The following is a 24,837-nucleotide window of genomic DNA, read 5'->3' as shown; positions in this document are numbered from 1 at the left end:
ACGCCGGGGCCCAATTGGGCGAACCACGGTTCATTAAACGACCACCTTCCCAATTGGGCCCCGGCGTCCGCCGGGGTGGTTGCGGTTGAGGGGAGCGCGAGCCCGCTTCCTGCGTTGTCTCCCAATGCCTCTATTCCTCGCTGTCGCACTCGCCGCCTCCCCCACCGTTGCGCAGATGAAGTGGGAGCGGCGTGTGTTGATCGTCTCCGCCCCGACCGCAGGAGACGCAACGCTCGCTGAGCAACACCGTATCCTCGCCGGTTGGAAGGCCAACGCCGCCGCGCGCGACCTCAGCATTGTCGAAATCATCGGGGACGAAGTCCACGGCGCGTCCGATTCCTCGGCCGCACTCCGCCGCAAATACCATCTGCCCGCCACCTTCACCGCGATCCTGATCGGCAAGGACGGCGGCGAGAAACTGCGTGGCACCAAGCCCTTCCCCGCCGCCGCGCTGGAGGCGACGATCGATGCGATGCCGATGCGTAAGGCGGGCCAGCGATAGGCTGAGCCGATCAGCGTGATCGTCGCGCCGGGGTTGCCGCTTAGCGCCCCCTGCCCCAGATGGCATGCAAAGCTGCTCAGCGGCGCGTGACCTGCAAGGACTGCCTGTGACCGATACCCAATTCGACTATGACCTCTTCGTCATCGGCGCAGGCTCGGGCGGGACGCGTGCGTCGCGCGTTGCCGCCGCGCATGGTGCGCGCGTTGCGGTCGCGGAGGAGTACCGGGTCGGCGGGACCTGTGTCATCCGCGGCTGCGTGCCGAAGAAGCTGCTGATCTATGGCGCGCATTTCGCCGAGGATCTGAAGGATGCCAAGCGGTTTGGCTGGCAGGTGCCCGACAATTGCGCGTTCAGCTGGCCGACGTTACGCGACAACGTGATGGAGGAGGTCGACCGGATCAACGGCGCCTACACGACCACGTTGCAGAACAATCATGTCGACATCATCCACCAGCGCGCGGTCGTCTCTGGGCCGAACGAAGTCACGCTCGCCGACGGCACCACTAAGACCGCCGCGAAGATCCTGATCGCGGTCGGCGCGCATCCGCTCGTGCCAGAGTTCCCCGGCGCCGAGCATGGCATCACCTCGAACGAGGTGTTCCATCTCGACGATGTGCCGAAGCGCGTGCTGATCGCCGGCGCAGGGTATATCGCCAACGAGTTCGCCGGGATCTTCCACCAGTTTGGATCGCACGTTACGCTGGTCAATCGGACCGACGTGATCCTGCGCGGCTATGACGAATCGATCCGCGACCGGTTGCTCCAGATCTCGATGAGCAAGGGCATCGATTTTCGCTTCAACGCTGCGTTCGAGAGCATCGAGAAGGATTCGGACGGCTGCCTGACGGTCAAGATGAGCGGGCATGAGCCGATCGTCGTCGATTTGGTGATGTTCGCGACCGGCCGTTTGCCCAACACGAAGGGCCTCGGGCTTGAAACCGCAGGCGTCGAGATGGACGCGGCGGGCGCGGTGGTCGTCGACGAGGACAACCAGTCGAGCTGCGCATCGATCTTCGCGGTCGGCGACGTCACCAACCGCATCCAGCTCACCCCGGTCGCGATCCGCGAGGGGCAGGCGTTCGCCGACACGTTCTTCGGCGGCAAGCCGACGCGCGTCGACTATGCCAACGTCCCCGCCGCGGTGTTCAGCCACCCGCCGATGGCCGGCGTCGGCATGACCGAGTCGCAGGCCAAACAGGCACTCGGTTCGGTGAAGGTCTACACCTCCGACTTCCGGCCGATGAAGAACGTGCTGGCAGGCCGTAACGAGCGGTCGCTGTACAAGATGATCTGCGATGGCGAGACCGACCGGGTGGTCGGCATCCACATGATCGGGCCGGACTGTCCGGAGATCCTGCAATCGGCTGCGGTGGCGGTGAAGGCCGGGCTGACCAAGGCCGATTTCGACGCGACTGTCGCGCTGCATCCGACGATGGCGGAAGAGCTTGTCTTGATGAAGTAGGGGCGGCCGCTGGGCATCTGTCGTCATTCCCGCGCAGGCGGGGATCCAGATGGGCATATGCCGGCAAACTTGCCGCGAAAGCTGGCCATTATGGGTTCCCGCCTCCGTGGGAATGTCAGATAGTTGGTGTAAGGGTGCGATTGCCAACTTGTTCTACCGCGAAGGCGGTAGCCCAGTCTGGGCCCCCGCCTTCGCGGGGGAACAATCAGGTGGCGGTGAAATTGCCGGGACGGCGTTCGCTGACGGCGCGGACGCCTTCAGCGAAGTCGTTGGTCTTCTGCAACCAGGCCTGTTCGGCGAGTTCGTGATCGGTTTGTGACTGGACCAGCGCGAACAAGTCGCCGCGCATCGTCTTGCGTGTCGATCCCACCGCGAGCGGCGCACCCGCCGCGATCTCCTTTGCGAGCGACAGCGCTTCCGCGCGCAACCGGTCGACGGGAACGATAGCGTCCACCAATCCCCAGGCCTCAGCCTGCTCAGCCCGGATGCGCCGCCCCGTCAGGTTCATCAGCAGCGCGCGCTGGCGACCGACCACGCGTTCCAGCACTGCGGAGATACCGAAGCCGGGGTGGAAGCCGATCTGGACGAAGTTGGCGACGAACCTCGCTTCCGTCGACGCGACGCGGAAATCGGCGACGAGCGCGAGGCCGAGCCCTGCCCCGACCGCGGCGCCCTGAATCGCGGCGACGACCGGCGTCTCGACGGCGAACAGCTTGGCGGCGGCGACGTAGAACGGATTGCGCTCGCCTTTCGTCCGGTCCGCGGCAACCGGATTGGCGTTGACGAGGTCCGCCCCCGCGCAGAATACCTTGCCCTCGGATTGCAGCACGATCGCGCGCACGTCGCGGTCGGCATCCGCGGCGGCGAACGCAGCACCGATCGCTTCGATCAGCGCCAGATCGGCAAAGTTGTGCGGCGGCCGCGCGAACGTGACGATCGCGACATGCCCGTCGCGGGTGACGTCGACGCCGTCTGTGCGAGCCTGATCGGTCATTGCATTCTCCTCGAAGCGGTCTCGATATCCGTCCGCGTGCGCGCTGGATAGCGTCAAAGCACTTTCAAACGATCGTGCCACCGCCTAGGTCATCTGCATACCCGATCCTCGAAAGGTTCCAGCATGCGTGAAGCCGTCATCGTCTCGACCGCCCGTACCGCTATCGGCAAGGCGTATCGTGGCGCGTTCAATGCGACCGAGGCGCCGGTGCTGGCGGGGCATGTGATGAACGCCGTGGTCGAGCGCGCGGGGATCGATCCGGCGCGGATCGACGAGGTGTTTTGGGGCGTCGGCAATCAATGGGGTACGCAGGGCGGCAATGCCGGGCGGATGGCGATCTTTGCGGGCGGGCTGCCGGAGTCGGTCCCTGCGTTCACGCTCGACCGGAAGTGCGGATCGGGACTGACCGCGGTGGCGCTCGCGGCGCGGACGATCATGTGCGACGAGGCGGATGTCGCGCTGGCGGGCGGGATGGAGTCGATCAGCTATACCGTGACGAAGGACGCGCCACGCTTCGTCAATGCGAGCGTCGTGGCGAAGGAGCCGGCGGCGTATATCCCGATGATCGAGACCGCGGAGATCGTCGCGGAGAAATACGGCATCAGCCGCGAGGCGCAGGACGAATACGCCGCAATGAGTCAGCAACGCGCTGCAGCGGGCCTCGCGAACGGGGCATTTGCCGAGGAGATCGTGCCGATCACGGTGGAGAAGGCGCTGTACGACAAGCAGGGCGCGCATGCCGGGATCGAGAGCGTCACCTTGTCGCAGGACGAGGGCATTCGCGCGGGGACGACGCTGGAGGGTTTGCGTGGGCTGAAGACGGTGTGGCCGGGTGGCGAGTTCTCGGGGCCGGGATCGAGCGTGACTGCGGGCAATGCGAGCCAGCTGTCGGACGGCGCGTCGGCGCAGTTGCTGATGGACCGCAGGACGGCCGAGGCCGAGGACAAGGATATCCTGGGCATCTATCGCGGGTTCCAGGCGGCGGGTTGCAGCCCGGCGGAAATGGGAATCGGACCGATCTTCGCGATTCCGAAACTGCTCGAACGGGCGGGGTTGTCGGTTGGTGACATCGGCATGTGGGAGCTGAACGAGGCGTTCGCGTCGCAGTGCCTGTATTGTCGCGATTTCCTCGGGATCGATCCGGAGAAGTACAACGTCAACGGCGGTGCGATCGCGGTCGGGCATCCGTTCGGGATGACGGGGTCGCGGCTGGTCGGGCATGCGCTGATCGAGGGGCGCAAGCGCGGGGTGCGTTATGTCGTGGTGTCGATGTGCACGGCGGGCGGGATGGGCGCCGCAGGGTTGTTCGAGATCGTCTGAGAAAAGATGGTGGGGCCGCCGTGACGGCCCCACCATCTTCATGCCGTCAGGACGCCGACACGCCCAGCGGGAACACCTGCGCGGCCAGGACCGGCACCGTCTGGCTGGTCACCGGGATCGTCTGGCCCTGCGACCCGGCAGCGGGTGGCGTCATCGTCAGCGTGAACCCCGATCCGGTGCTCGATTGCGATGCGCTGGCAGTGTAGGTATCGACGCTGGCCCCACCCAGTGGGATAAAGCCGAACAGGCTGACCGATACCTTCGTATGGGTCGACAACCACGACGAGAAACTGGTGAAATCGCCTTGGGTGAAGTCGACCGTGATCGTCGGATAGCCCGAGACCACAAGTGCCTTCAGATACGACAGCCCATTCGGTCCGAGCGGAATGCCGCCCGGCACGGCGTTGACGAAGCTGAACCCGGTCTGCGCGCCGGCGCCCGCCTTCAAGCTCTGCAAGGCCTGATAGATGATCGCCTCGTAGAACCAGCCCTGCGTCGCACCCGAATTCTGCAGATACGCGGTCGGCGCGAACGGGATGATCGTGACGCCGGGATAGACCATCGTGATGTTCATGGTCGATCCCGAGCTCTTCTGCCCCGCGACATCCCCACGGAACGACGTGTCAGCGCTGATGTTCAGGAGATTGCCGAAGAAGCCCAGCGACGCACCGCCCGCAAACTTGATGTCGTACGAGCTGCTCTGCGTTTTGGTGGCCGAGAAGCTCAGCGTGACCTGCTGGGTGGTATTGTTGAGATCCTGCAGGATCTGCGGCGGCGTCACGTTGCTTGAATAGCCGAGATAGCTGTTCGTGCTGGGCGGATTGAACAGCGAGATGCCGCCGTTCGTCGCGCTCGGGATCAGGTTGTTCTTGATCTGCTGGAGCGTGAAGGCACCCAGCGACTGCATGTCCATCAACCGTGTCGCACCGCCGAGCGTATTGAGATAGCCGACGATTGCCTGGATGACGGGCTGAGCGCTCGCCGGGGCATATTGCAGCAACGTCCGAAGATTCTGTGCCTGCTGCATGGTGAAGAGGCTGAGGCCCATCGAGCCTGCAGGAGTGGCCGACCACACGAAGCCTGCCTTGTACAAGACGATATAGTCGAGCGGGGTAACGATGCTGGGAACGACTAATTGGGCGGCGGCGATCTGTGCCGGCGTGGGGGCACCGTAGATGCCCACATACGTGCCGACGACCGCGGTGCCCTGCGTGGCGCTTTGGGTGCTGGCGGTCTGCAGCGTGGCATTGTCCGCGGTGCTGAACTGCCAGGCGATGCCGTTGATGAGCTGCTGATACTGCAGCGCGAGGCTACCTGCGGCACCGACCTGGACCGTGCCGGGCTGATCGGTCGACGCCGTCACGGCGCCCGAGATGTAGTTGTAGCTCGGCTGGTTGACGTTGGTGGTGCCGTCGTTCCACGACCAGTTGAAGTCGCCGTTATACTCGACCGGCACCAACGACGCCGCAACGACGCTGCCGAGCACGGTGGAAGCCTGTTCCTTCAGCTGCGTGATATAGGCGGCAGCGACATCCGCCTGGCCGCCCACGTCTTCGAATCCTTCTACGGCGTACAGGGAGGAAGCGCGGCCACCGGCCTTGAGCGCGATCGGGGATTTGCGTCGTTCGGTCATCTCGGGTCTCCTGAATGAGGATACGCACGGGAACACACCGATCGCCGCCCGACTTTACGGCACGGCGATCTGCGACAGAGTCCTGACTGGATAGCTAGGCTTGCCGCACGACTATGCGCGCAAGGTTCCGTGCGTCACGCAGGTCTGCGTCCGAGACGGTTGAGGTTCGCGTCAGATTGGTCCGGATCGACGGTAAACCCGGCGATCGCGCACCACGAGCGCGATCGCGGGTGGGGCGACGTCAGTCCGCGAAAAGGAGGACCGGGGTTTCGAGGTATTTCTTGAGCCCCTGGACGAAGCTGGCAGCGTCCCAGCCGTCGACGACGCGGTGGTCGCAGCTGATAGACAGGTTCATCAGCTTGGCGCGGACGACCTCGTCGCCCCCTCTTCCATCAGAACGGAATATCGGCCGCTCGACGATCTTGTTGGGGCCGATGATCGCGACTTCGGGGCGGTTGATGACCGGGGTCGTGGCGATGCCGCCGAGCGGGCCGAGCGAGGTTACGGTGATCGTGCCGCCGCCCATTTCGTTGGGGGCGAGCTTGCCGGCGCGCGCGGCTTCGGCGAGGCGCGTAATCTCGGTTGCGAGCTGCCAGACGTTGCGGTCCTGGGCGTCGCGGATCACGGGGACGGTGAGCCCGGCGTCGGTCTGCGCTGCCATGCCGAGGTGGATGGCGCCGTGGCGCGTGACCACGCCGGCCTCGTCGTCGTAGCGCGCGTTGAGCATCGGGAAGTCGGGAATCGTCTTGCAGATCGCGACGATCATCAGCGGCAGCATCGTCAGCTTGGGGCGGCCGCCGCGGTTGGCGTTGAGGTCGGCGCGCATCGCTTCGAGGGCGGTAACGTCGATCTCGTCGACATAGGTGAAGTGCGGGATCGCGCGCTTCGAGGCGGCCATGTTCTCGGCGATGCGGCGACGCATGCCGATGACCTTGATGGGCTGGTCTTCGCGGGCGCGCGATGCGTGCGGGGGGTGGTAGCCTTCGCCCGAGCCGTAGCGGAGATAGGCGTCGAGGTCGGCGTGGCGGACTCGGTCTGAGTCGGTTTTTACCGAGGCAAGGTCGATGCCGAGGTCGCGCGCGCGGGCGCGGACTGCGGGCGATGCGAGCGCGTGGGGCTGCTGCGCCGCGTTGCCTGTGGGGGCGGCGCTCGCCTTCTGCTCCCTCTCCCCGGCGGGGAGAGGGCTGGGGTGAGGGGTTGGGGCAGTTGCCGGCGTTTCCGCCTGGGGCTGCCCCTCACCCCGACCCTCTCCCCGGAGGGGAGAGGGAGTTGCCTCGACCACTTCTTCGACACCGGGGTTTTCGGCTTCGTATTGCTCGGCGGTTTCAGTCTGGGCCGTCGTCAGCGGCGCAGCGACGACGTCTTCCGCGGCGTCGACCGCATCCGTCTCGATCACCACCAGCGCGGCGCCGATCGAGACCTGGTCGCCGACTTCGCCCGCGAGTTCGACGACGATTCCCGTCACCGGCGACTCCATCTCGACGGTCGCCTTGTCGGTCATCATGTCGGCAATCGGCGAATCCTCCTCGACGCGGTCGCCGATGGCGACGTGCCACGCGACGATCTCGGCCTCGGAGATGCCTTCGCCGATGTCCGGCAGCTTGAAGGTGAAGCGGGCCATTATGCGTCCTTCATGATCTTTTTCAGGGCTTCGCCGATGCGAACCGGCCCCGGGAAATAGGCCCATTCGAGGCTGTGCGGGTACGGGGTGTCGAACCCGGTCACGCGCTCGATCGGCGCCTCGAGATGGTAGAAACAGCGTTCCTGGACGATCGCCGACAGCTCCGCGCCGAAGCCGCTGGTGCGTGTCGCCTCGTGGACGATCATGCAGCGACCGGTCTTCTTCACCGACGCCTCGATCGTCTCGATGTCGAGCGGCACGAGCGTACGCAGGTCGACGATCTCGGCGTCGATCCCGGCTTCGGCGACCACGGCCGCGCAGACATGGACCATCGTGCCGTAGGCGAGGATCGTGAGCGCCTCGCCCGCGCGGACGATCTTCGCCTTGCCGAGCTCGATCTTGTAATAGCCGGTCGGGACTTCGCCCGCGGGATGCTTCGACCAGTTCTGCGACGGGCGATCCCAATAGCCGTCGAACGGGCCGTTGTAGATGCGCTTGGGTTCGAAGAAGAGCGTCGGATCGTTATCCTCGATCGCGGCGATCAACAGGCCCTTGGCGTCATAGGGCGTCGACGGAATGACCGTCTTGATGCCGGACATGTGCGTGAAGAGCCCCTCCGGCGACTGGCTGTGCGTCTGGCCGCCGAAGATGCCGCCGCCGAAGGGCGAGCGGACCGTGATCGGCGAGGTGAACTCACCGGCGGAACGGTAGCGCAGGCGTGCGGCTTCGGAGACGAGTTGGTCGAGCGCGGGATAGATGTAATCCGCGAACTGGATCTCGGGGACGGGGCGCAAGCCGTACGCGCCCATGCCGACCGCGACGCCGATGATGCCGCATTCGGTGATCGGGGTGTCGAACACGCGCGTCTTGCCATGCTTGGCCTGGAGCCCGGCGGTCGCGCGGAAGACGCCGCCGAAATAACCGACGTCCTCGCCCATGACGATTACGTCGGGGTCGCGCTCCATCATGATGTCCATGGCGGAGTTGATCGCCTGGATCATGTTCATGCGGGTGGTGGGTTCGGCGTCCGTTGCTTCCGACTCGGGTGTCTCGATCATGTCGCTCATGCCTTGCGATCCCATGGACGGCCGCTGGCCGTTTCTTCGTCGAGCATCTGCTGACGCTGCTCCTTCAGATGCCACGGCAATTCCTCGAACACGCCGTCGAACAGCGATTCGAGCGGCTGGTGCAGGCCGTGGCCGAGAATGCCGTTCTTCTCGGCTTCCTTCTGCGCAGCCTTGACCTGCTCGGCGAGCTCCTTGTCCTGTGCTGCATGACGCTCGTCGTCCCATTCGCCGATCGCGATGAGGTGGTCCTTCAGGCGCTTGATCGGGTCGCCGAGCGGCCAGGCATTGGGTTCGCCCTCGCTGCGATACTGGCCGGGATCGTCGGAGGTCGAATGGCCTTCCGCGCGGTAGGTGAAGTGCTCGATCAGCGTCGGGCCCTGGTTGGTACGCGCGCGCTCGGCAGCCCATTCGGTCGCGGCGTAGACTGCCAGCGCGTCGTTGCCGTCGACCCGCAGCCCGGCGATGCCGTAGCCGACCGCGCGCGCGGCGAAGGTCGTTGCCTCGGCGCCGGCGAACCCGGAGAAGCTGGAGATGGCCCACTGGTTGTTGACGACGTTGAAGATCACCGGCGCTCGGTAGACCGCGGCGAACGTGCAAGCCGAGTGGAAGTCGCCTTCGGCGGTCGAGCCCTCGCCGCACCAGGTCGCGGCGATCCGCGTGTCGCCCTTGGCGGCGGACGCCATCGCCCAGCCGACCGCCTGCGGATATTGCGTCGTGAGGTTGCCCGAGATCGAGAAGAACCCGGCTTCCTTGACCGAGTACATGATCGGCAGCTGCTTGCCGCCGAGCCTATCGGCCGTGTTCGAATAGATCTGGTTCATCATGTCGACGAGGCTCCAGCCCCGTGCGATCAGCAGCCCCTGCTGGCGGTACGAGGGGAAGCACATGTCCTCGTAATCGAGCGCATAGGCCGCCGCGACGGCGACCGCCTCCTCGCCGAGCGCCTTCATGTAGAAGCTGGTCTTGCCCTGCCGCTGGGCACGGAACATCCGTTCGTCGAACGCGCGGAGCAGCGCCATGCTGCGCAGCATGCGGCGCATCACGTCAGGCGAAAGCTTGGGATCCCAGGGGCCGACCGCACTGCCGTCGTCGTCGAGCACGCGGACCAGCGTGTAGGCGAGATCGATGAAGTCGGACGCCTTGTCCGCGGTGTCGGGGCGGCGCGCCTGGCCGGCGGGCGGCACGTCGACTTCGGCGAAGTCCACCGCGTCGCCGGGGCGGAACTTCGGCTCGGGGATATGCAGCGTAAGTGGCTGCAAATTGGCGCGCGGGTGCTCGCTTGCCATCGTCATTCCATCTCCATGAGGCCGCTGTGACCGCGGAACACTCTTACCGAGGCTTGTTATTAAATTTCAACGCAGATTGCGAGGGGGAGTTGCGCATTCACGCTGTGCCGCGCGGATTTTTTCTCCCCCTCGGCGGAATTCAGCCGCCGACGGTCTGTTCGATCACGCCGAAGATCGGGTGGCGCTTGTCGTCTTCCGCCCAGATACGGACGACATCACCCTGCTTGAGGAACGGCGTGACGGGCTTGCCGCCCTGAATCGTCTCGATCGTCCTCACTTCGGCGAGACAGGAATAGCCGACGCCGCCCTCGGCAACCGATTTGCCCGGGCCACCATCGGGGCCGCGGTTCGAGACGGTGCCGGAGCCGACGATCGTTCCCGCGCCGAGCTTCCGGGTCTTGGCGGCGTGCGCGACCAGCGTGCCGAAATCGAACGTCATGTCTTCGCCCGCCTCGGCGCGACCGAGCGGCTGGCCGTTGAGGTCGACCATCAGCTTGCGGTGCAGCTTGCCGTCCTTCCACCAGTCGCCGAGCGAATCGGGCGTGACGAAGACGGGCGAGAACGCGCTGGCCGGCTTCGACTGGAAGAAGCCGAAGCCCTTGCCGAGTTCGCCGGGGATCAGGTTGCGCAAGGACACGTCGTTGGTCAGCCCGACCAGCAGGATCGCCGCCAGCGCCTCGTCGCGACTCGCGCCGAGCGGGACGTCGCCGGTTACGACGACGACCTCGGCCTCCATGTCGCAACCCCAGGACTCGTCAGCGAGCGGGATCGGATCGCGGGGCCCGAGGAACCCGTCCGAGCCGCCCTGGTACATCAACGGATCGTGCCAGAAGCTGTCGGGCATCTCCGCGGCGCGCGCCTGTCGCACTAGCGCAACATGATTCACGTATGCCGAGCCATCCGCCCATTGATATGCGCGCGGCAAGGGCGACTCGGCGTCATGCTCGTGGAAGCGTCGCATCGGGATCATCTCGTGCTCGAGATCGGTCGCCAGGTTCTGGAGGTCGAGCGACAACCGGTCCCAGTCGTCGAGCGCGGCCTGCAGCGTCGGCGCGATGTGGCTCGCATCGGCATACCAGGCGAGGTCGTTGGAGACGACGACGAGCTTGCCGTCTCGCCCGCGGATAGCGTCGGGCTGCTTCAGACTGGCCAGTTTCATGGGGCGGATCCTCTCGATGTTTTCCGACTCCTACGCCTTTGTCTCGATCGAAGTCGAGCACTGACGTGAGGGAGGCAGCGCCCCAAACATCCAGCCTGCATAACTTCGTCGGACCTGATTTTAGTAAGAGCGGCGTGCCTCGCTTGACGGTAAGATCGATCATGCCCCCAGATCGAGGATATCCAGCATGCCCAGATACTTCTTCGATATCGACAACCACGAACGCTACGTCGACGAGGAGGGAACGGAACTAGCCGACGCTGACGCGGCGCGTATTCAGGCGGTAATATTTGCCGGCGACTATCTGCGCGACAATCCCCATTTGGTATCGAACGGGGGACATTTGCGCGTCGCGGTTCGCGACGAAATGGGAACGATCTTGCTCTCCGTCGCGGTAACGACGGACGATCCTGGCGATCCCGATTCCTGATCGATTTTTAGCCATCGGCAGCCTGCGCGGCGCAACTCTCGACAATAACATGGGTTTTGTCGGGGCGCTCCATCCTGGGATAAGGCCGTGCCCGTTCCGACGCGCTATCCCGATGGGGGTGACAGCGAGGGGATTGCTCCTGCCCGGGATGCGGAGCGTGCGCGTGGATATCTCCACAGTAAGTAATCAGTTGGTTCGAAAGTTCGCGTCGCGCGTGACGATGCAGGCGGAGGACCGCGCCAAAATCGCGGCGCTGCCGTTCAAGGTGCGAACCATCGAGCCATCGACGTACATGCTGCGCGAAGGGCAGCATCCGACACGGTGCGCCTTCATCGTCGAAGGCCTGGCCTATCGCCAGAAACTGACACCTAACGGCGAGCGGGAAATCGTGTCGATCATAATGCCGGGCGAGTTCGTCGATCTTCAGAACCTGTTTCTGGAAGAATCCGATCACGACATCCAGGCGCTGACCCGGTTGACCCTGGCCGAAATTCCGATCACCGCCCTGCGCGAACTGGTTGCAACCTGCCCCGCTGCCGGCCAGACGCTGTGGGTCGATGCGCTGGTCGAAGCGTCGATCCACCGGGAGTGGCTGCTGAACATCGGACGTCGTAATGCGCGGACGCGTCTCGCACACCTGCTTTGCGAATTTTCCGTGCGGTTCAGGACGTCGGCAGGCGACGACATGGCCTATGAACTACCCATGACCCAAGAACAGCTCGGCGACGCGCTTGGTCTGACTCCGGTCCATGTAAACCGCGTGCTGAAGTCGCTCGAAGCCGCGGGACTGATCGCGCGGAAAAAACGCCAGGTCAGTGTCATCGACTGGCCCGGCTTGCGCGACACGGCGGAGTTCAACGAGCGGTATCTGCATCTAAATCAGACGCGGATCTGACCCGACGCACGAAATTTGACTTTTCGCGCGCTTTGCTGCAGATGCGCTCCATCGAGGCGTAATGCAGCGTGATTGGACCCTAGCCGGTCTTAGCTCCGCCTCGGTCGTTTCCAACGGGCTTCCCTTTTCACGCGGGGTGTCAAAACACCACCGCCCCTCGCGCGTCCTTGTGTGGATTCGCGAGCCCGGCATCTATTTGAGAGACTCTCCATGTCATTTGCAAACCTCGGCCTTGCCGAGCCGCTCGTCCGTGCGCTCGAAGCCAAGGGCTATACCGAGCCGACGCCGATCCAGGCCCAGTCGATCCCGATCCTGCTCGAAGGCGGCGATCTGCTCGGCATCGCGCAGACCGGCACCGGCAAGACCGCCGCATTCGTGCTGCCGTCGATCCAGCGCCTGACCGAAAACCAGAAGCGTGTCCTGCCGACGCATTGCCGCATGCTGGTGCTTGCACCTACCCGTGAGCTGGCAAGCCAGATTGCAGACAGCGCCCGCGCGTACGGTCAGTTTAGCAAGATGTCGGTGACGACCGTGTTCGGCGGCACCAGCATCAACAAGAACCGCCAGGACATGAGCCGCGGCGTCGACATCCTCGTCGCCACGCCGGGCCGCCTGATCGATCTGATCGAGCAAGGCTTCGTCAACCTGTCGATGATCGAGATCCTCGTGCTCGACGAAGCCGACCAGATGATGGACCTCGGCTTCATCCACGCGCTGAAGAAGATCGTCCGCATGCTGCCGAAGAAGCGCCAGACGCTGTTCTTCTCGGCGACGATGCCGGTCGCGATCCGCGAGCTGGCCAGCCAGTTCCTGCTCGATCCGAAGACGGTGTCGGTGAAGCCGGCCGCGACGACGGCCGAGCGCGTCGACCAGTATGTCACCTTCTGCAACCAGTCGGAGAAGCAGGCGCTGCTGACGATCACGCTGGCCGATCCGGCGATCGACCGCGCGCTCGTGTTCACGCGTACCAAGCATGGCGCAGACCGCGTCGTGAAGCTGCTCGCGGGCAACGGAATCGCCTCGAACGCGATCCACGGCAACAAGAGCCAGGGACAGCGCGAGCGGGCCCTCGGCGAGTTCAAGCAGGGCAAGGTCAAGGTCCTGATCGCGACCGACATCGCCGCACGCGGCATCGACGTCTCGGGCGTTTCACACGTCATCAACTTCGAGCTGCCGAACGTCGCGGAGCAGTATGTCCACCGCATCGGCCGTACCGCGCGTGCGGGCGCGAGCGGCATCGCCGTCGCCTTCTGCGCGGATGACGAGAAGGCCTACCTGCGCGATATCGAGCGGATCACGCGCCAGAAGGTTCAGGTCCGGTCGCTGCCGGACGATTTCGTTAACCTGTCGAACCAGATCAAGCAGACGCGCGTGAAGACGATGGGTGCCGATCCCGAGGTCCGGATCGACCGTCCGCGCGATCCGGCCCGTCCGCGCGCGACGCATTCGCCGCGGGCTACCGGGACGACCGGGCGTAACTATGCGGGTGCTAGCCGTGGTGGCCAGGGTGGCGGCGGTCAGGGCGGCGGCGGTCGGCCGCAGGGCGGTGGTCGTCCTGGTGGTCAGGGCGGCGGTCGTCCGGCTGGTGGCGGCGGTCGTGGTCCTGCGCGCGGTGCAGGGCCGAGCTCGGCACGCTGAGGAGCATTCGTTCGCCTCGCGGGTTTGGTGTAGACCGGTCCCGCGAGGAGAATGCTCATGGACGTTTCCACTACACCTGTCGCCGAACGCGTCGCGCGCGTTTTGGCGGGACAGCGGATCAGCGCGAATGCCGGCGGCGATGCCGAGTCGGCGTCGCGGCTGATCGACGATGCGTGGGCGGATTATCTGCCCGATGCGCTGGCGGTGCTGAAGACGTTGCGCGAGCCTGACAAGGCGATGGCCGCGGCGGGTGACCCTGCGGTCTGGGAAGCGATGATCCTCGCGGGGATCAAGGGCGCCAAACCCCAGACGGTAATCCTCTGATCCTTGTTTCCCCGCGAAGGCGGGGACCCAGTCTGGGCACCCGCCTTCGCGGGTGAACAATGCCGCAAACGCCACCACCCCGGCGGAGGCCGGGGCCCAGTTGGCAAGGCCGGCGTAACGAAGCGCTTTCATCCGTTACAATCGTCCCCCAACTGGGCCCCGGCCTTCGCCGGAGTGGTGTTTTGGTGAGCTTCGATACCCTAAATTAGCTGATCGTTGTCAGCCATTCCGCTTCGTCCGCGCGCTCCGTGCGCAGCGCGTTGACAGGCGCTCTTTTGTCCTCGTAGCCGACCGCCATGCCGCAGAAGAGCATGCGGTCTTCGGACATGTCCAAGACCCTACCGACCGTTTCCGGGTACATTGCCCAGCATTCCTGCGGGCAGGTGGCTAGCCCCGCCTCCACCGCGAGCAGCATCAGGTTCTGCAGATACATGCCAAGGTCCGACCATTGCGGCGGGCCCATGCGCTTGTCGACGGTGCAGAAATACGCGGCGGGGGCTCCGAAAAACTGGAAGTTTCGGGCGAACCAGTCTCGGCGGGCGGGCTTGTCGTCGCGGTGGATGTCGAGATGGGCGTACATCGCTTCGCCGACGGCGTAGCGGCGGTCTCGGTAGGGGGCGGCGAGGTCTCGCGGGTAGACGTCGTAGGCTGGGGTTTCGGTGGCGCCGGCCGCGAGTTTTTCGGCCATCGTCGCCTTGAGGCAGGCCAGGGGTTCGCCTTGGACGATGGCGATGTGCCAGGGTTGGAGGTTACCACCGGTTGCTGCTCGGGACGCTTTTATCGCGAGGTCGTGGAGGAGAGCGGGATCGACGGGGGTGTCGAGGAAGCCTCGGACGGAGCGGCGAGCGGCTATGGCTTCGGTCACGTCCATAGGTTTTTCCTTAACACCCCCGCTCCGTTCGTCCTGAGCGAAGTCGAAGGGCATGAGACTCAGGTGCTTCGACTTCGCTCAGCACGAACGGATGGGGGAAGGCTTGCCTTCCCCCGTTAGTTACAGCACGAAGCGGCTCAGGTCGGTGTTGCGGGCGATTTCCTTCAGCTGGCTGTCGACGTAGGCGCCGTCGATGACGAGGTTCGAGCCGCCGCGGTCTTCGGCATTGTAACTCACCTCTTCCAGCAGCTTTTCCATTACCGTCTGCAAGCGCCGCGCGCCGATATTTTCGATCTCGGAGTTCACCTCGGCGGCGATACGCGCGATCGCGGCGATGCCGTCTTCGGTGAACTCGATGCCGACGCCTTCGGTGGCGATCAGCGCCTTGTACTGGAGCGGCAGCGACGCCTTAGTGTCCGACAGGATCGCGACGAAATCGGCTTCGGTGAGGCCCTTCAACTCGACGCGGATCGGCAGGCGGCCCTGCAATTCGGGGAGCAGATCGCTCGGCTTTGCGACGTGGAACGCGCCGCTAGCGATGAAGAGGATGTGATCGGTCTTCATCGGGCCGTACTTGGTCGCCACCGTCGTGCCTTCGATCAAGGGCAGCAGGTCGCGCTGGACGCCCTCGCGGCTGATCGAGCCGCCGCGGCCGTCGGAGACCGCGATCTTGTCGATCTCGTCGAGGAAGACGATGCCGTTGGCTTCCGCGTCAGCCAAGGCTGCGCGGCTGACCTCGTCCTGGTCGAGGCGCTTGTCGGCCTCTTCCTCGACGAGCTTGTCCCACGCCGCGTGGACGGTCAGCTTGCGACGCTTCAACTGCTGGCCGCCACCGAACGACTTCATCATCTCGCCGAGATTGATCATCTGCGGCGCGCCGCCGGGGATCTCGAACGGCATGGCGGGCGCCTGCTCGATCTCGATCTCGACTTCGGCGTTGTTGAGATGACCGTCGAGGAAGCGCTGCTTGAAGCTCTCGCGCGTCGCTTCACTCGCGTTCTTGCCGGTGAGCGCGTCGAGCAGGCGCGACATCGCCGCCTCTTCCGCCTTGTCCTTGACGGCGACGCGACGGCGTTCCTTTTCGAGGCGGATGGCTTCCTCGACGAGGTCGCGGGCGATCTGTTCGACGTCGCGGCCGACATAGCCGACCTCGGTGAACTTGGTCGCCTCGACCTTGACGAACGGCGCGTCTGCGAGCTTGGCCAGACGGCGGCTGATCTCGGTCTTGCCGCAGCCGGTCGGTCCGATCATCAGGATGTTCTTCGGCGTGACCTCGTCGCGGAGGTCTTCGCTGAGCTGCTGGCGGCGCCAGCGGTTGCGCATCGCGACGGCGACCGCGCGTTTCGCGGCGGCCTGGCCGATGATGTGGGCGTCGAGCGCGGCGACGATTGCCTTTGGGGTGAGCTGGTCGTTCATTTTGTTACCTTCTCCCCTCCCGCTCGGGAGGGGTCGGGGGAGGGCGTGGCCGCAGCGGAAGGCTTGGGTGGGTGTATTTCAGCCCCTCCCCTAACCCCTCCCGCAAGCGGGAGGGGGATTAGGTAGTCGAATCCATCGTTTCGACCGTGAGGCGGTCGTTGGTGTAGACGCAGAGTTCGGACGCTATGCCCATTGCCTTGCGGCAGAGGACTTCGGCGTCGGTCTCGTATTCTACCAGCGCTCGGGCTGCGGCGAGCGCGTAGTTGCCGCCGGAGCCAATTGCGGCGACGCCGTTCTCGGGTTCGAGGACGTCGCCGTTGCCGGTGAGGATCAGCGTGACGTCCTTGTCGGCGACGATCATCATCGCCTCGAGGTTGCGGAGGAACTTGTCGGTGCGCCAGTCCTTGGCGAGCTCGACCGCGGCGCGCAGGAGTTGGCCCTGGTGCGCTTCGAGCTTGCGTTCGAGGCGTTCGAACAAGGTGAAGGCGTCGGCGGTGGCGCCGGCGAATCCGCCGATGACGCTGCCGTCGCCTAGGCGGCGGACCTTGCGCGCGTTGGGTTTCATGACGGTCTGGCCCATCGAGACCTGGCCGTCGCCGATCACGACGACCTTGCCGCCGCGGCGGACCGAGAGGATCGTGGTGCCGTGCCATGTCGGCATGGCGTGGGGGTCGTTGCTCATAGGCGCGATGTAGGGTTTGGTTTTGGGGGTGCAACGCCCCCCTGCACCCATGCCGTTCGTCCCGAGTAGCGATCGAGCTTGTCGAGAGTGCGTATCGAAGGACTGAGGTTGCGCGCGCTTCCTGTACCTCGATACGCGCCCTCGATACGCCCAAGCGGGCTACTCGGTCGCTACTCGGCACGAACGGGTGTGGGGAGTGCGGGCGATTTGTTCTGCGCGAATGACGTCTTAAGGCCGGCGCATCTCATCGCCCCTTCCCCCATTCCCTTGCCACCGTGTAGCCTAGATAGCCGGTGCCGAAGAGCGCGTAGAGGGGTTCGGGGATGGCGTTGAGGTACGCCGCCATGCCGGCCGCGATTGCCTGCGCCGTTTGCGGGCGGACGGCGGCGATCAGGCCTGCGGGGATCGCACCGAGCAGCAAAGTGTACATCACGTAGAGGAACGTCGGGCGAGCGCGGGTGGTCCAGGGATCTGGTGCGGGATCAAGGGGTTGCGGGGTCATTGGCTGCCTCCGGCAAAAGTGAAGTATAGGAAGTGTAGACGCTGGGAGCGTTTCGTCACGAGCGTCATGTGCGGTTCGCGAGCCAGCCGTAGAGGAAGGCTTCGTTGGCGGGACGGGTCTCGGCGAGCGCGACGTAGCGTTCGCCCTGGAGCGCCTCGATCGCTTTCAGGAGCACGGTTTCGCCGCCTGGTTTTCGGCGGGACAGGAAGGCGTTGAGGGCTGTGAGCGTGGCGGGGCCGATGCGGCCGTCGAGGGTTATATCGGGATAGTCGGTGGCGCCTCGGTTCAGGGCGTTTAGGGCGCGTTGGAGGAAGGTGGCGGCGACTGCGGGGCCCATGTTGACGCCGGTGTCGAACAGTTCTTCGGCGATTTTCGGAGCTCGCGGGGCGATCTGGTCGAAGGCGGGACGGGTCCAGTAGAGGCGGCGGTAGATGGTTTCGGCCTGGTCGCGGGGGAAGTTGCGCATGTCTCCGGGGTAGCCGTTGGTGCGGGCTACTTGTTGCGTGATGCCATAGCGGGTGGGGCCACCTCGGTCTGCGGGGTGGTTGGTGTAGCCGCCTTCGCGGTCGATGACGGCTTCGATTAGGTGGTCGATGGTCATGGCTGGCTCCCGGGCTTTGTCGGGGCGAGCGAACCATATTGGTTCGCTGTAGGACAGGGGATTCTGTGCCGCCTGGGCGCGTACCGTTGCTCAGGCGCCACCTGCTCCCCTCCCTGGAAGGGAGGGGTTGGGGGTGGGTTGGCCTGCTTGGGTTGCGGCGGGTTTGTATACGGAAGCCGACCCACCCCCTGCCCCTCCCTTCCAGGGAGGGGGGAAGTCTAGGGGCAGCAGCTATCGAGAGGATCGTGGGCCGTTCGTTTCGAGAGCACCTCCCCGGCGGAGGCCGGGGTCCAATTGGGGGGCGGCGATGATGGAGGACGGCGCTTCGTTATGTCCGACGTTCCAATTGGGCCCCGGCCTTCGCCGGGGAGGTGCCGTTGCGGGGGGGTGCCGTTGCGGGGGGGTGCCGTTGCGGGGGGGTGCCGTTGCGGGGGGGTGCCGTTGCTGGATGGCAGGTGGGTCGCGGTCGCACCCGCCCACCCAAACCGACGCTACGTCCGCGCGGGGTTGGCGGATCGGTGCCCCTGAGGCTATGCGCTCCCTTGAACATTCGCCGCGGGCCTTGCCCGCGCCCACCCGGTCGCCGCCGCGGCCGACAGGTTAGGAAGATCATGGAAGACGATTTCCGCAAAGCCGCGCTCGATTATCACCGCTATCCAAAGCCCGGTAAGCTCTCGGTCGAGGCGACCAAGCGGATGGCGACGCAGCGCGACCTCGCGCTTGCCTACTCGCCGGGCGTTGCTGCCGCGTGCGAGGAAATCGCCGCGGATCCCGACAAGGCGCGGGATTACACGGCTCGCGGAAATCTCGTGGCCGTGATCACCAACGGAACCGCGGTGCTCGGGCTCGGGGCGATCGGTGCGCTCGCGTCGAAGCCGGTGATGGAGGGCAAGGCGGTGCTCTTCAAGAAATTCGCCGGGATCGACTGTTTCGATATCGAGATCGACCAGCTCGATCCGCAGGCGTTCATCGAGGCGGTCCGCGTGCTCGAGCCGACGTTCGGCGGGATCAATCTCGAGGACATCAAGGCGCCCGAATGCTTCGAGATCGAGACGAAGCTGCGTGAGGTCATGAACATCCCGGTGTTCCACGACGACCAGCACGGCACCGCGATCGTGTGCGCCGCCGCGGTCCGCAACGTGCTCGAACTGCGCGGCAAGCGGCTCGACCAGATGAAGCTGGTGACGTCGGGCGCAGGCGCGGCGGCGCTCGCGACGGTCGACCTGCTGGTGTCGATGGGGCTCAACCCCGAGAACGTGACGCTGACCGATATCGCGGGCGTGGTGCACAAGGATCGCGGCGACGTGATGCCGCCGAACATGGCGCGGTACGCGCGCACGACCAACGCGCGGACCCTGCCGGACGTGCTGGAGGGGGCGGACATCTTCCTCGGCCTGTCGGCGCCGCGCGTGCTGAAGCAGGAATGGCTGCATCTGCTCGCGCCCGATCCGCTGATCCTGGCGCTGGCGAATCCGGAGCCCGAGATCCAGCCGGCGCTGGTCCATGCGACGCGGCCCGACGCGATCATCGCCACTGGCCGCTCGGATTTTCCAAACCAGGTTAACAACGTGCTGTGCTTCCCGTTCATCTTCCGCGGCGCGCTGGACGTCGGCGCGACCGAGATCAACGAGGCGATGAAGGTGGCGGCGGTCGATGCGATCGCGGCCCTCGCGCGTGCGACCGCTTCGGACGTGGTGGTCACGGCTTACGGTGGCGCGACGCCGGTGTTCGGGCCGACCTACATCATCCCCAAGCCGTTCGATCCGCGGCTGATCCTGCACGTCGCCCCGGCAGTGGCGAAGGCGGCGATGGAATCGGGCGTGGCGACGCGGCCGATCGAGGATTTCGACGCGTATCTGCGTGACCTCGAAGTGTTCGTGTACCGCTCGGGCCAGCTGATGCGGCCGATCTTCGCGCGTGCCAAGCAGGCGGGGCGCTCGATCGCGTATGGCGAGGGCGAGGACGACCGCACGCTGCGCGCGGTGCAGACGGTGATCGACGAGGGTATCGGCCGGCCGGTGCTGATCGGGCGGCGCGAGGTGATCGCCGAGAAGATCCAGTCGAGCGGGTTGCGAATGGCGATCGGGACCGACGTCGAAGTGCTCGATCCGGGGACCGACCGCGAGGTGTTCGATCCGCTGCTCGCCGGGTATAACGCGCTGGTTGGTCGTCGCGGATCGCCGCCCGACAGCGCGGAGCGGGCGCTGCGGACTCGGCCGAGCGTGGCGGCGGCGATGCTGTTGCGCGAGGGTCGCGTCGATGCAGCCTTGTGTGGTGGTATCGGCGATTGGTGGACGCAGATGACGTACGTCATGCCGCTGATCCCGCGGATGCCGGGCGTCTCGCGGCTGTATGCGATGTCGGCAGTGATCCTGCGCACCGGCAGTCTTTTCTTCTGCGATACGCACGTGACGGTCGATCCGACCGCCGAGCAGATCGCCGAGATGACCTTGCTGGCGGCCGAGGCGGTGCGCGCGTTCGCGATCGAGCCGAAGGCGGCGTTGCTGTCGCATTCGAGCTTTGGTGCGTCGCGGTCGCCCTCGGCGCAGAAGATGCGCGCGGGCCATGCTTTGCTGAAGGAAGCGGCGCCCGAGTTCGAGTTCGATGGCGAGATGCACGGCGATGCGGCGCTGTCGGAGGCGCTGCGGCGGCGGTTGGTCGCGGACAGCCCGCTGACCGGGTCGGCGAATCTGCTGGTGATGCCGAACATCGATGCGGCGAACATAGCTGTGTCGTTGTTGTCGGCGTCGACCGAGTCGCTGCCGTTGGGGCCGATGTTGTTGGGGCTCGCCAAGCCGTTGCAGATGATGGTGCCTAGCGTGACCGCGCGGGGGATCGTGAACTTGAGTGCGGTGGCCGTGGGTCATGCGGCGACGGTAAGCGAGACGGCTTAACTCTTCTCCTTCTGCCCCCCTCCCTGGACGGGAGGGGTTGGGGGTGGGTCGGTTTCCGCAAGTTCGAACGGGGGTGGCTCGAACCGGCCTACCCACCCCCAGCCCCTCCCTTTCAGGGAGGGGGGCGCGTTGCGGGCGGGGTGGGCGTGGCACGCAAGTGAGCAGCGTCGCTGCTACCTGAGCAACGGCGCGTCTCATCATCGCTATAAGAAAATGGTCGGAGCGACAGGATTCGAACCTGCGACCCCCACACCCCCAGTGTGGTGCGCTACCAGGCTGCGCTACGCTCCGACCGAACGGGCCGCAAGGCGACCCGAGGGGGGCGCACTACGCGGCGCGCGCGCCGGATGCAAGCGCGAACACGGCGGCAATGAGAGATGCGTTCGGTCGCAGGGCTCCCACGTCTCATCCTGTGTCGATCTGTTGCGTGAGGTTCCAAGCGATGATAGCGGGCGGACCAATGCGGGCGCGACGCGCGACGTCCGGCCCGACCCATCCTTGCGCCTTTTACGGCCCAGCCAGATACGGACCTTCATGTTCATCTCACCAGCTTATGCCCAGGCCGCAGACGGCGCCACGACGGCGGGGGGCGGGATCGCCTCGTTCCTGAGCCTCGCGCCGCTCTTCCTCGTGTTCGTCGTGTTCTATTTCCTGATGATCCGTCCGCAGCAAAAGCGCATGAAGGCGTTGCAGGCGTCGGTCGCCGCGGTGAAGAAGAACGACAGCGTCGTGACCTCGGGCGGGATCCTGGGCAAGGTGACCAAGGTCGAGGATAATGTCGTCGAGGTCGAGATCGCGCCGAATGTCCGCGTCCGCGTCGTCAAGGCGACGCTGACCGACATCACCAGCCCGAACACGAAGCCGGCGAACGACTGATGTTGGATTTTCCGCGCTGGAAGGTCGGGTCGATCATCGGGTTGCTGGCGGCATTGTGCCTGCTGGCGATTCCGAGCTTCCTCCCCGAGAGCACCACGAGCCAATGGGGGCGGATTCCGCATCCGCATATCAACCTCGGGCTCGATCTCGCCGGCGGCAGCTATCTGCTGCTCGAGGCGGATACCGCCGACCTCGCCGCGACGCGGATCGAGGCGATGCGTGACAGCGTCGCGGGGACGATGCGCAACGGGACGCCGCGGATCGAGATCGGCGACATTTCGACGCGGGGCGGCCAGCTGAGCTTCCTGCTGCGTGATCCGAGCCAGGTCGACGCGGCGCGCGAGCGCCTGCTGGCGATCACCGGCGGTGGCGCGGGCATGAGCGGCCAGCGCGAGTGGGACATCAACGTCGTCGACACGAGCCGCTTCGTGCTCAAGCCGACCGAGGCCGGCCTGACGCAGGCGGTCGACACGGCGATGAAGGACGCGACCGAAGTCGTCCGCCGCCGTATCGACGAACTCGGCACCAAGGAGCCGACGATCGTTCGCCAGGGCGCGACCCGGATCGTCGTCCAGGTGCCGGGGCTTAAGAACCCGCAGGCGCTGAAGGAACTGCTCGGCAAGACCGCCAAGCTCGAATTCAAGCTGGTCGACGAAACCGCGAACCCGGCCGACCTGGTCAAGGGTATCGCGCCGATCGGCAGCCAGGTTCTCCCGTATCCGGGCAACCCGCGCGGCGTGCCGTTCATCGCGGTCAAGCGCTCGGTGATCATCTCGGGCGACCAGCTCGCCGATGCGCGCCAGGAGTTCGAACAGCAGACCAACGCAGCCCAGGTGGCGATCACGTTCGATGCGGTCGGCGGGCGTCGCTTCGCCAAGGTGACGACCGAGAACACCGGCAAGCCGTTCGCGATCATCCTCGACAATTCGGTGATCTCCGCACCGAACATCAACGAGCCGATCCTTGGCGGTCGCGCGTCGATTTCGGGCAATTTCACGGTCGAATCGGCGAACTCGCTGGCGATCTCGTTGCGCTCGGGCAAGCTGCCGGTCGCGCTGAAGACGATCGCCGAGAGCACCGTCAGCCCCGATCTCGGCAAGGATTCGATCCGCGCCGGCGTGCTCGCCTCGATCATCGCGGCACTCGCGGTGATCGTGTTCATGTTCGTCACCTATGGCCGGTTCGGCGTCTATGCGAACCTCGCGGTGGTCATCAACATCCTGGTGATCGTCGCGGTCATGGCGATGCTGAACGCGACGCTGACGCTGCCGGGGATCGCCGGGTTCGTGCTGACGATCGGGACCGCGGTGGATGCCAACGTGCTGATCAACGAGCGTATCCGCGAGGAGCGGCGACGCGGGCGTAGCGTGATCCAGTCGGTCGAGCTCGGCTACAAGGAAGCGTCGCGGACGATCTTCGAGGCCAACGTGACGCACGCCATCACCGGCGTGATCATGCTGCTGCTCGGCTCGGGTCCGGTGAAGGGCTTCGCGGTCGTGCTGCTGATCGGGATCTGCACGTCGGTGTTCACCGCCGTCACGTTCACGCGGATGATGGTCGCGCTGTGGCTGCGGAAGAACCGCCCCACCACGATCAATATTTGAGGCGGGAGATAACCATGCGCCTGCTGAAACTCGTACCCGACAACACCAACCTGAAGTTCGTCTCGCTCCGTAAATGGGCGTTCGGGCTAACCCTGCTGCTGTCGTTGCTGGCGATCGGACTTGTCGTGACGAAGGGCCTCAACATGGGCGTCGACTTCGTCGGCGGCGTCCTGATCGAGGAGAAGTTCGCGACCACGCCGTCGATCGATGCGGTCCGCACCGAAGTCGACCGGCTCGGCGTCGGCGAAGCCTCGATCCAGTCGTTCAGCGATCCCAAGACGCTGTCGATCCGCCTCCCCGTCCCGCAGAGCGGCGATGAAGGTGCAACCAACCGCCTCGTGAAGAAGGTGTCGGACGACCTCGCCGTAAAGTTCCCCGGCGCGACCTTCTCGAAATACGACACCATTTCAGGCAAGGTTTCCGAAGAGCTGATCAGCAAGGGGCTGCTCGCGGTCGGCCTCGCGATCCTCGGCATCGCGCTGTTCGCGGTGGTGCGGTTCGAATGGCAGTTCGGCGTGTCGACCGTCGTCGCGATCGTCCACGATCTGTTGATGACGCTCGGCTTCTTCGCGCTGACGCAGTTCGAGTTCGACCTCAACATCGTCGCGGCGGTGCTGACGATCATCTCCTACTCGATCAACGACAAGATCGTGATCGACGACCGTATCCGCGAGAACATGCGCCGGTATCGGAAGATGGACATGCGCGAGATCATCGACCTGTCGGTGAATGAGACGCTGCCACGGACCGTGATGACGTCGGTGACGATCCTGCTCGCGCTGGTCGCGATGCTGGTGCTGGGCGGCCACGTGCTGCGCGGGTTCACCGCGGCGATGATCCTGGGTATCGTCGTGGGCACGTATTCGTCGATCTACGTGTCGTCGTCGCTGCTGATCACGCTGGGGCTACGGGCCGATCCTGCCCCGCGCAAGGGCGGCGTGCAGGACGGCGCCGAGCGGGTTGGTCCCAAGGTCGAGCGTTGATCTTCGAGCGCTCGTCATTCCCGCGGAGGCGGGAACCCATAGTGGCTGGCGTCGCGATCGAGTCGCTGGCGGTTGCC

21 protein-coding genes, 1 tRNA gene and 1 pseudogene are annotated in these 24,837 nt (G+C 65.4%); 11 read left to right on the top strand and 12 right to left on the bottom strand.

Features of this window, described 5'->3' with window-relative positions; all coding sequences use genetic code 11:
- Window positions 1-124: 124 nt before the first annotated feature.
- Entirely contained in the window at window positions 125-502 is a 378-nt protein-coding gene (locus BM244_RS09930) for a DUF4174 domain-containing protein (protein ID WP_093398735.1), read from the top strand.
- A gap of 106 nt (window positions 503-608) precedes the next feature.
- A complete protein-coding gene (gene gorA / locus BM244_RS09925; RefSeq protein WP_254784366.1) occupies window positions 609-1,964 on the top strand; it encodes a glutathione-disulfide reductase in 1,356 nt (451 codons plus the stop codon).
- 205 nt (window positions 1,965-2,169) lie between these two features.
- Here the strand turns inward: gorA and BM244_RS09920 are convergent, their stop codons facing one another.
- On the bottom strand, window positions 2,170-2,958 hold the full coding sequence (locus BM244_RS09920) for an enoyl-CoA hydratase/isomerase family protein (protein WP_093398733.1): 789 nt from the start codon (window positions 2,956-2,958) through the stop codon (window positions 2,170-2,172).
- 123 nt (window positions 2,959-3,081) lie between these two features.
- Between BM244_RS09920 and BM244_RS09915 the strand changes: the two genes are divergently transcribed.
- Entirely contained in the window at window positions 3,082-4,278 is a 1,197-nt protein-coding gene (locus BM244_RS09915; protein ID WP_093398732.1) for a thiolase family protein, read from the top strand.
- 46 nt (window positions 4,279-4,324) lie between these two features.
- Here BM244_RS09915 and BM244_RS09910 read toward each other — a convergent pair whose 3' ends face one another.
- The 5 genes from BM244_RS09910 to BM244_RS09890 form a co-directional block, all read right to left on the bottom strand.
- A complete protein-coding gene (locus tag BM244_RS09910) occupies window positions 4,325-5,911 on the bottom strand; it encodes a hypothetical protein (protein WP_093398731.1) in 1,587 nt (528 codons plus the stop codon).
- 241 nt (window positions 5,912-6,152) lie between these two features.
- Entirely contained in the window at window positions 6,153-7,532 is a 1,380-nt protein-coding gene (locus BM244_RS09905; protein ID WP_093398730.1) for a dihydrolipoamide acetyltransferase family protein, read from the bottom strand.
- Window positions 7,532-8,539, bottom strand: a complete 1,008-nt coding sequence (locus tag BM244_RS09900) for an alpha-ketoacid dehydrogenase subunit beta (protein WP_056053047.1) — start codon at window positions 8,537-8,539, stop codon at window positions 7,532-7,534. The genes BM244_RS09905 and BM244_RS09900 overlap by 1 nt, the downstream gene beginning before the upstream one ends.
- A gap of 56 nt (window positions 8,540-8,595) precedes the next feature.
- Window positions 8,596-9,885, bottom strand: coding sequence for a thiamine pyrophosphate-dependent enzyme (locus tag BM244_RS09895; protein WP_093399084.1), 1,290 nt, complete (start codon window positions 9,883-9,885; stop codon window positions 8,596-8,598).
- A 139-nt stretch (window positions 9,886-10,024) separates the two neighbouring features.
- Entirely contained in the window at window positions 10,025-11,044 is a 1,020-nt protein-coding gene (locus tag BM244_RS09890; protein ID WP_093398729.1) for a fumarylacetoacetate hydrolase family protein, read from the bottom strand.
- A gap of 187 nt (window positions 11,045-11,231) precedes the next feature.
- On the opposite strand from BM244_RS09890, the gene BM244_RS09885 reads away from it, so the two are divergent.
- The 4 genes from BM244_RS09885 to BM244_RS09870 all read left to right on the top strand — a co-directional run bounded on the left by BM244_RS09885 (window position 11,232) and on the right by BM244_RS09870 (window position 14,331).
- Window positions 11,232-11,474, top strand: coding sequence for a DUF6894 family protein (locus BM244_RS09885; protein ID WP_093398728.1), 243 nt, complete (start codon window positions 11,232-11,234; stop codon window positions 11,472-11,474).
- 163 nt (window positions 11,475-11,637) lie between these two features.
- The gene (locus tag BM244_RS09880) at window positions 11,638-12,369 is read left to right on the top strand and encodes a Crp/Fnr family transcriptional regulator (RefSeq protein ID WP_254784364.1); all 732 of its coding nucleotides are present in this window, start codon (window positions 11,638-11,640) and stop codon (window positions 12,367-12,369) included.
- 210 nt (window positions 12,370-12,579) lie between these two features.
- Window positions 12,580-14,007: a DEAD/DEAH box helicase gene (locus BM244_RS09875; protein ID WP_093398727.1), complete on the top strand. Its 1,428-nt coding sequence runs from the start codon at window positions 12,580-12,582 to the stop codon at window positions 14,005-14,007.
- Between the two features lie 57 nt (window positions 14,008-14,064).
- On the top strand, window positions 14,065-14,331 hold the full coding sequence (locus BM244_RS09870) for a hypothetical protein (protein WP_093399082.1): 267 nt from the start codon (window positions 14,065-14,067) through the stop codon (window positions 14,329-14,331).
- A gap of 205 nt (window positions 14,332-14,536) precedes the next feature.
- Here BM244_RS09870 and BM244_RS09865 read toward each other — a convergent pair whose 3' ends face one another.
- The 5 genes and pseudogenes from BM244_RS09865 to BM244_RS09845 form a co-directional block, all read right to left on the bottom strand.
- Window positions 14,537-15,202: a nitroreductase gene (locus BM244_RS09865; RefSeq protein WP_093399081.1), complete on the bottom strand. Its 666-nt coding sequence runs from the start codon at window positions 15,200-15,202 to the stop codon at window positions 14,537-14,539.
- Window positions 15,203-15,322: 120 nt separating this feature from the next.
- Window positions 15,323-16,618, bottom strand: a complete 1,296-nt coding sequence (gene hslU, locus BM244_RS09860; protein ID WP_093398726.1) for an ATP-dependent protease ATPase subunit HslU — start codon at window positions 16,616-16,618, stop codon at window positions 15,323-15,325.
- Between the two features lie 118 nt (window positions 16,619-16,736).
- Window positions 16,737-17,279 carry an ATP-dependent protease subunit HslV gene (gene hslV / locus BM244_RS09855; RefSeq protein WP_056066793.1) on the bottom strand — a complete coding sequence of 181 codons (543 nt, stop codon included), beginning with the start codon at window positions 17,277-17,279 and terminating at the stop codon, window positions 16,737-16,739.
- A gap of 265 nt (window positions 17,280-17,544) precedes the next feature.
- A pseudogene (locus BM244_RS09850) lies at window positions 17,545-17,778 on the bottom strand (3TM-type holin); the annotation flags it as partial.
- Window positions 17,779-17,866: 88 nt separating this feature from the next.
- Complete coding sequence (locus BM244_RS09845; protein ID WP_093398724.1) at window positions 17,867-18,403, bottom strand: glycoside hydrolase family 108 protein; 537 nt, start codon at window positions 18,401-18,403, stop codon at window positions 17,867-17,869.
- Between the two features lie 611 nt (window positions 18,404-19,014).
- Between BM244_RS09845 and BM244_RS09840 the strand changes: the two genes are divergently transcribed.
- Window positions 19,015-21,297 carry an NADP-dependent malic enzyme gene (locus tag BM244_RS09840; RefSeq protein ID WP_093398723.1) on the top strand — a complete coding sequence of 761 codons (2,283 nt, stop codon included), beginning with the start codon at window positions 19,015-19,017 and terminating at the stop codon, window positions 21,295-21,297.
- Window positions 21,298-21,511: 214 nt separating this feature from the next.
- Here BM244_RS09840 and BM244_RS09835 read toward each other — a convergent pair.
- Window positions 21,512-21,588 (bottom strand) — tRNA-Pro (locus BM244_RS09835).
- Between the two features lie 243 nt (window positions 21,589-21,831).
- Here BM244_RS09835 and yajC point away from each other — a divergent pair.
- Genes yajC through secF form a run of 3 tightly spaced genes read left to right on the top strand, consistent with a single transcriptional unit; the run spans window position 21,832 to window position 24,760 of the window.
- Window positions 21,832-22,173 carry a preprotein translocase subunit YajC gene (yajC, locus tag BM244_RS09830; protein WP_055875282.1) on the top strand — a complete coding sequence of 114 codons (342 nt, stop codon included), beginning with the start codon at window positions 21,832-21,834 and terminating at the stop codon, window positions 22,171-22,173.
- Entirely contained in the window at window positions 22,173-23,777 is a 1,605-nt protein-coding gene (gene secD, locus BM244_RS09825; protein ID WP_093398722.1) for a protein translocase subunit SecD, read from the top strand. Before yajC ends, secD begins: the two co-directional genes overlap by 1 nt.
- Before the next feature lie 14 nt (window positions 23,778-23,791).
- On the top strand, window positions 23,792-24,760 hold the full coding sequence (gene secF / locus BM244_RS09820) for a protein translocase subunit SecF (protein WP_093398721.1): 969 nt from the start codon (window positions 23,792-23,794) through the stop codon (window positions 24,758-24,760).
- Window positions 24,761-24,837 lie beyond the last annotated feature (77 nt).

It is taken from the genome of Sphingomonas sp. OK281 (assembly GCF_900115295.1).
Lineage (GTDB): Bacteria > Pseudomonadota > Alphaproteobacteria > Sphingomonadales > Sphingomonadaceae > Sphingomonas.
Note: the sequence above shows the minus strand (reverse complement) of the source record. Positions and strands in the feature narration are given on the sequence as shown.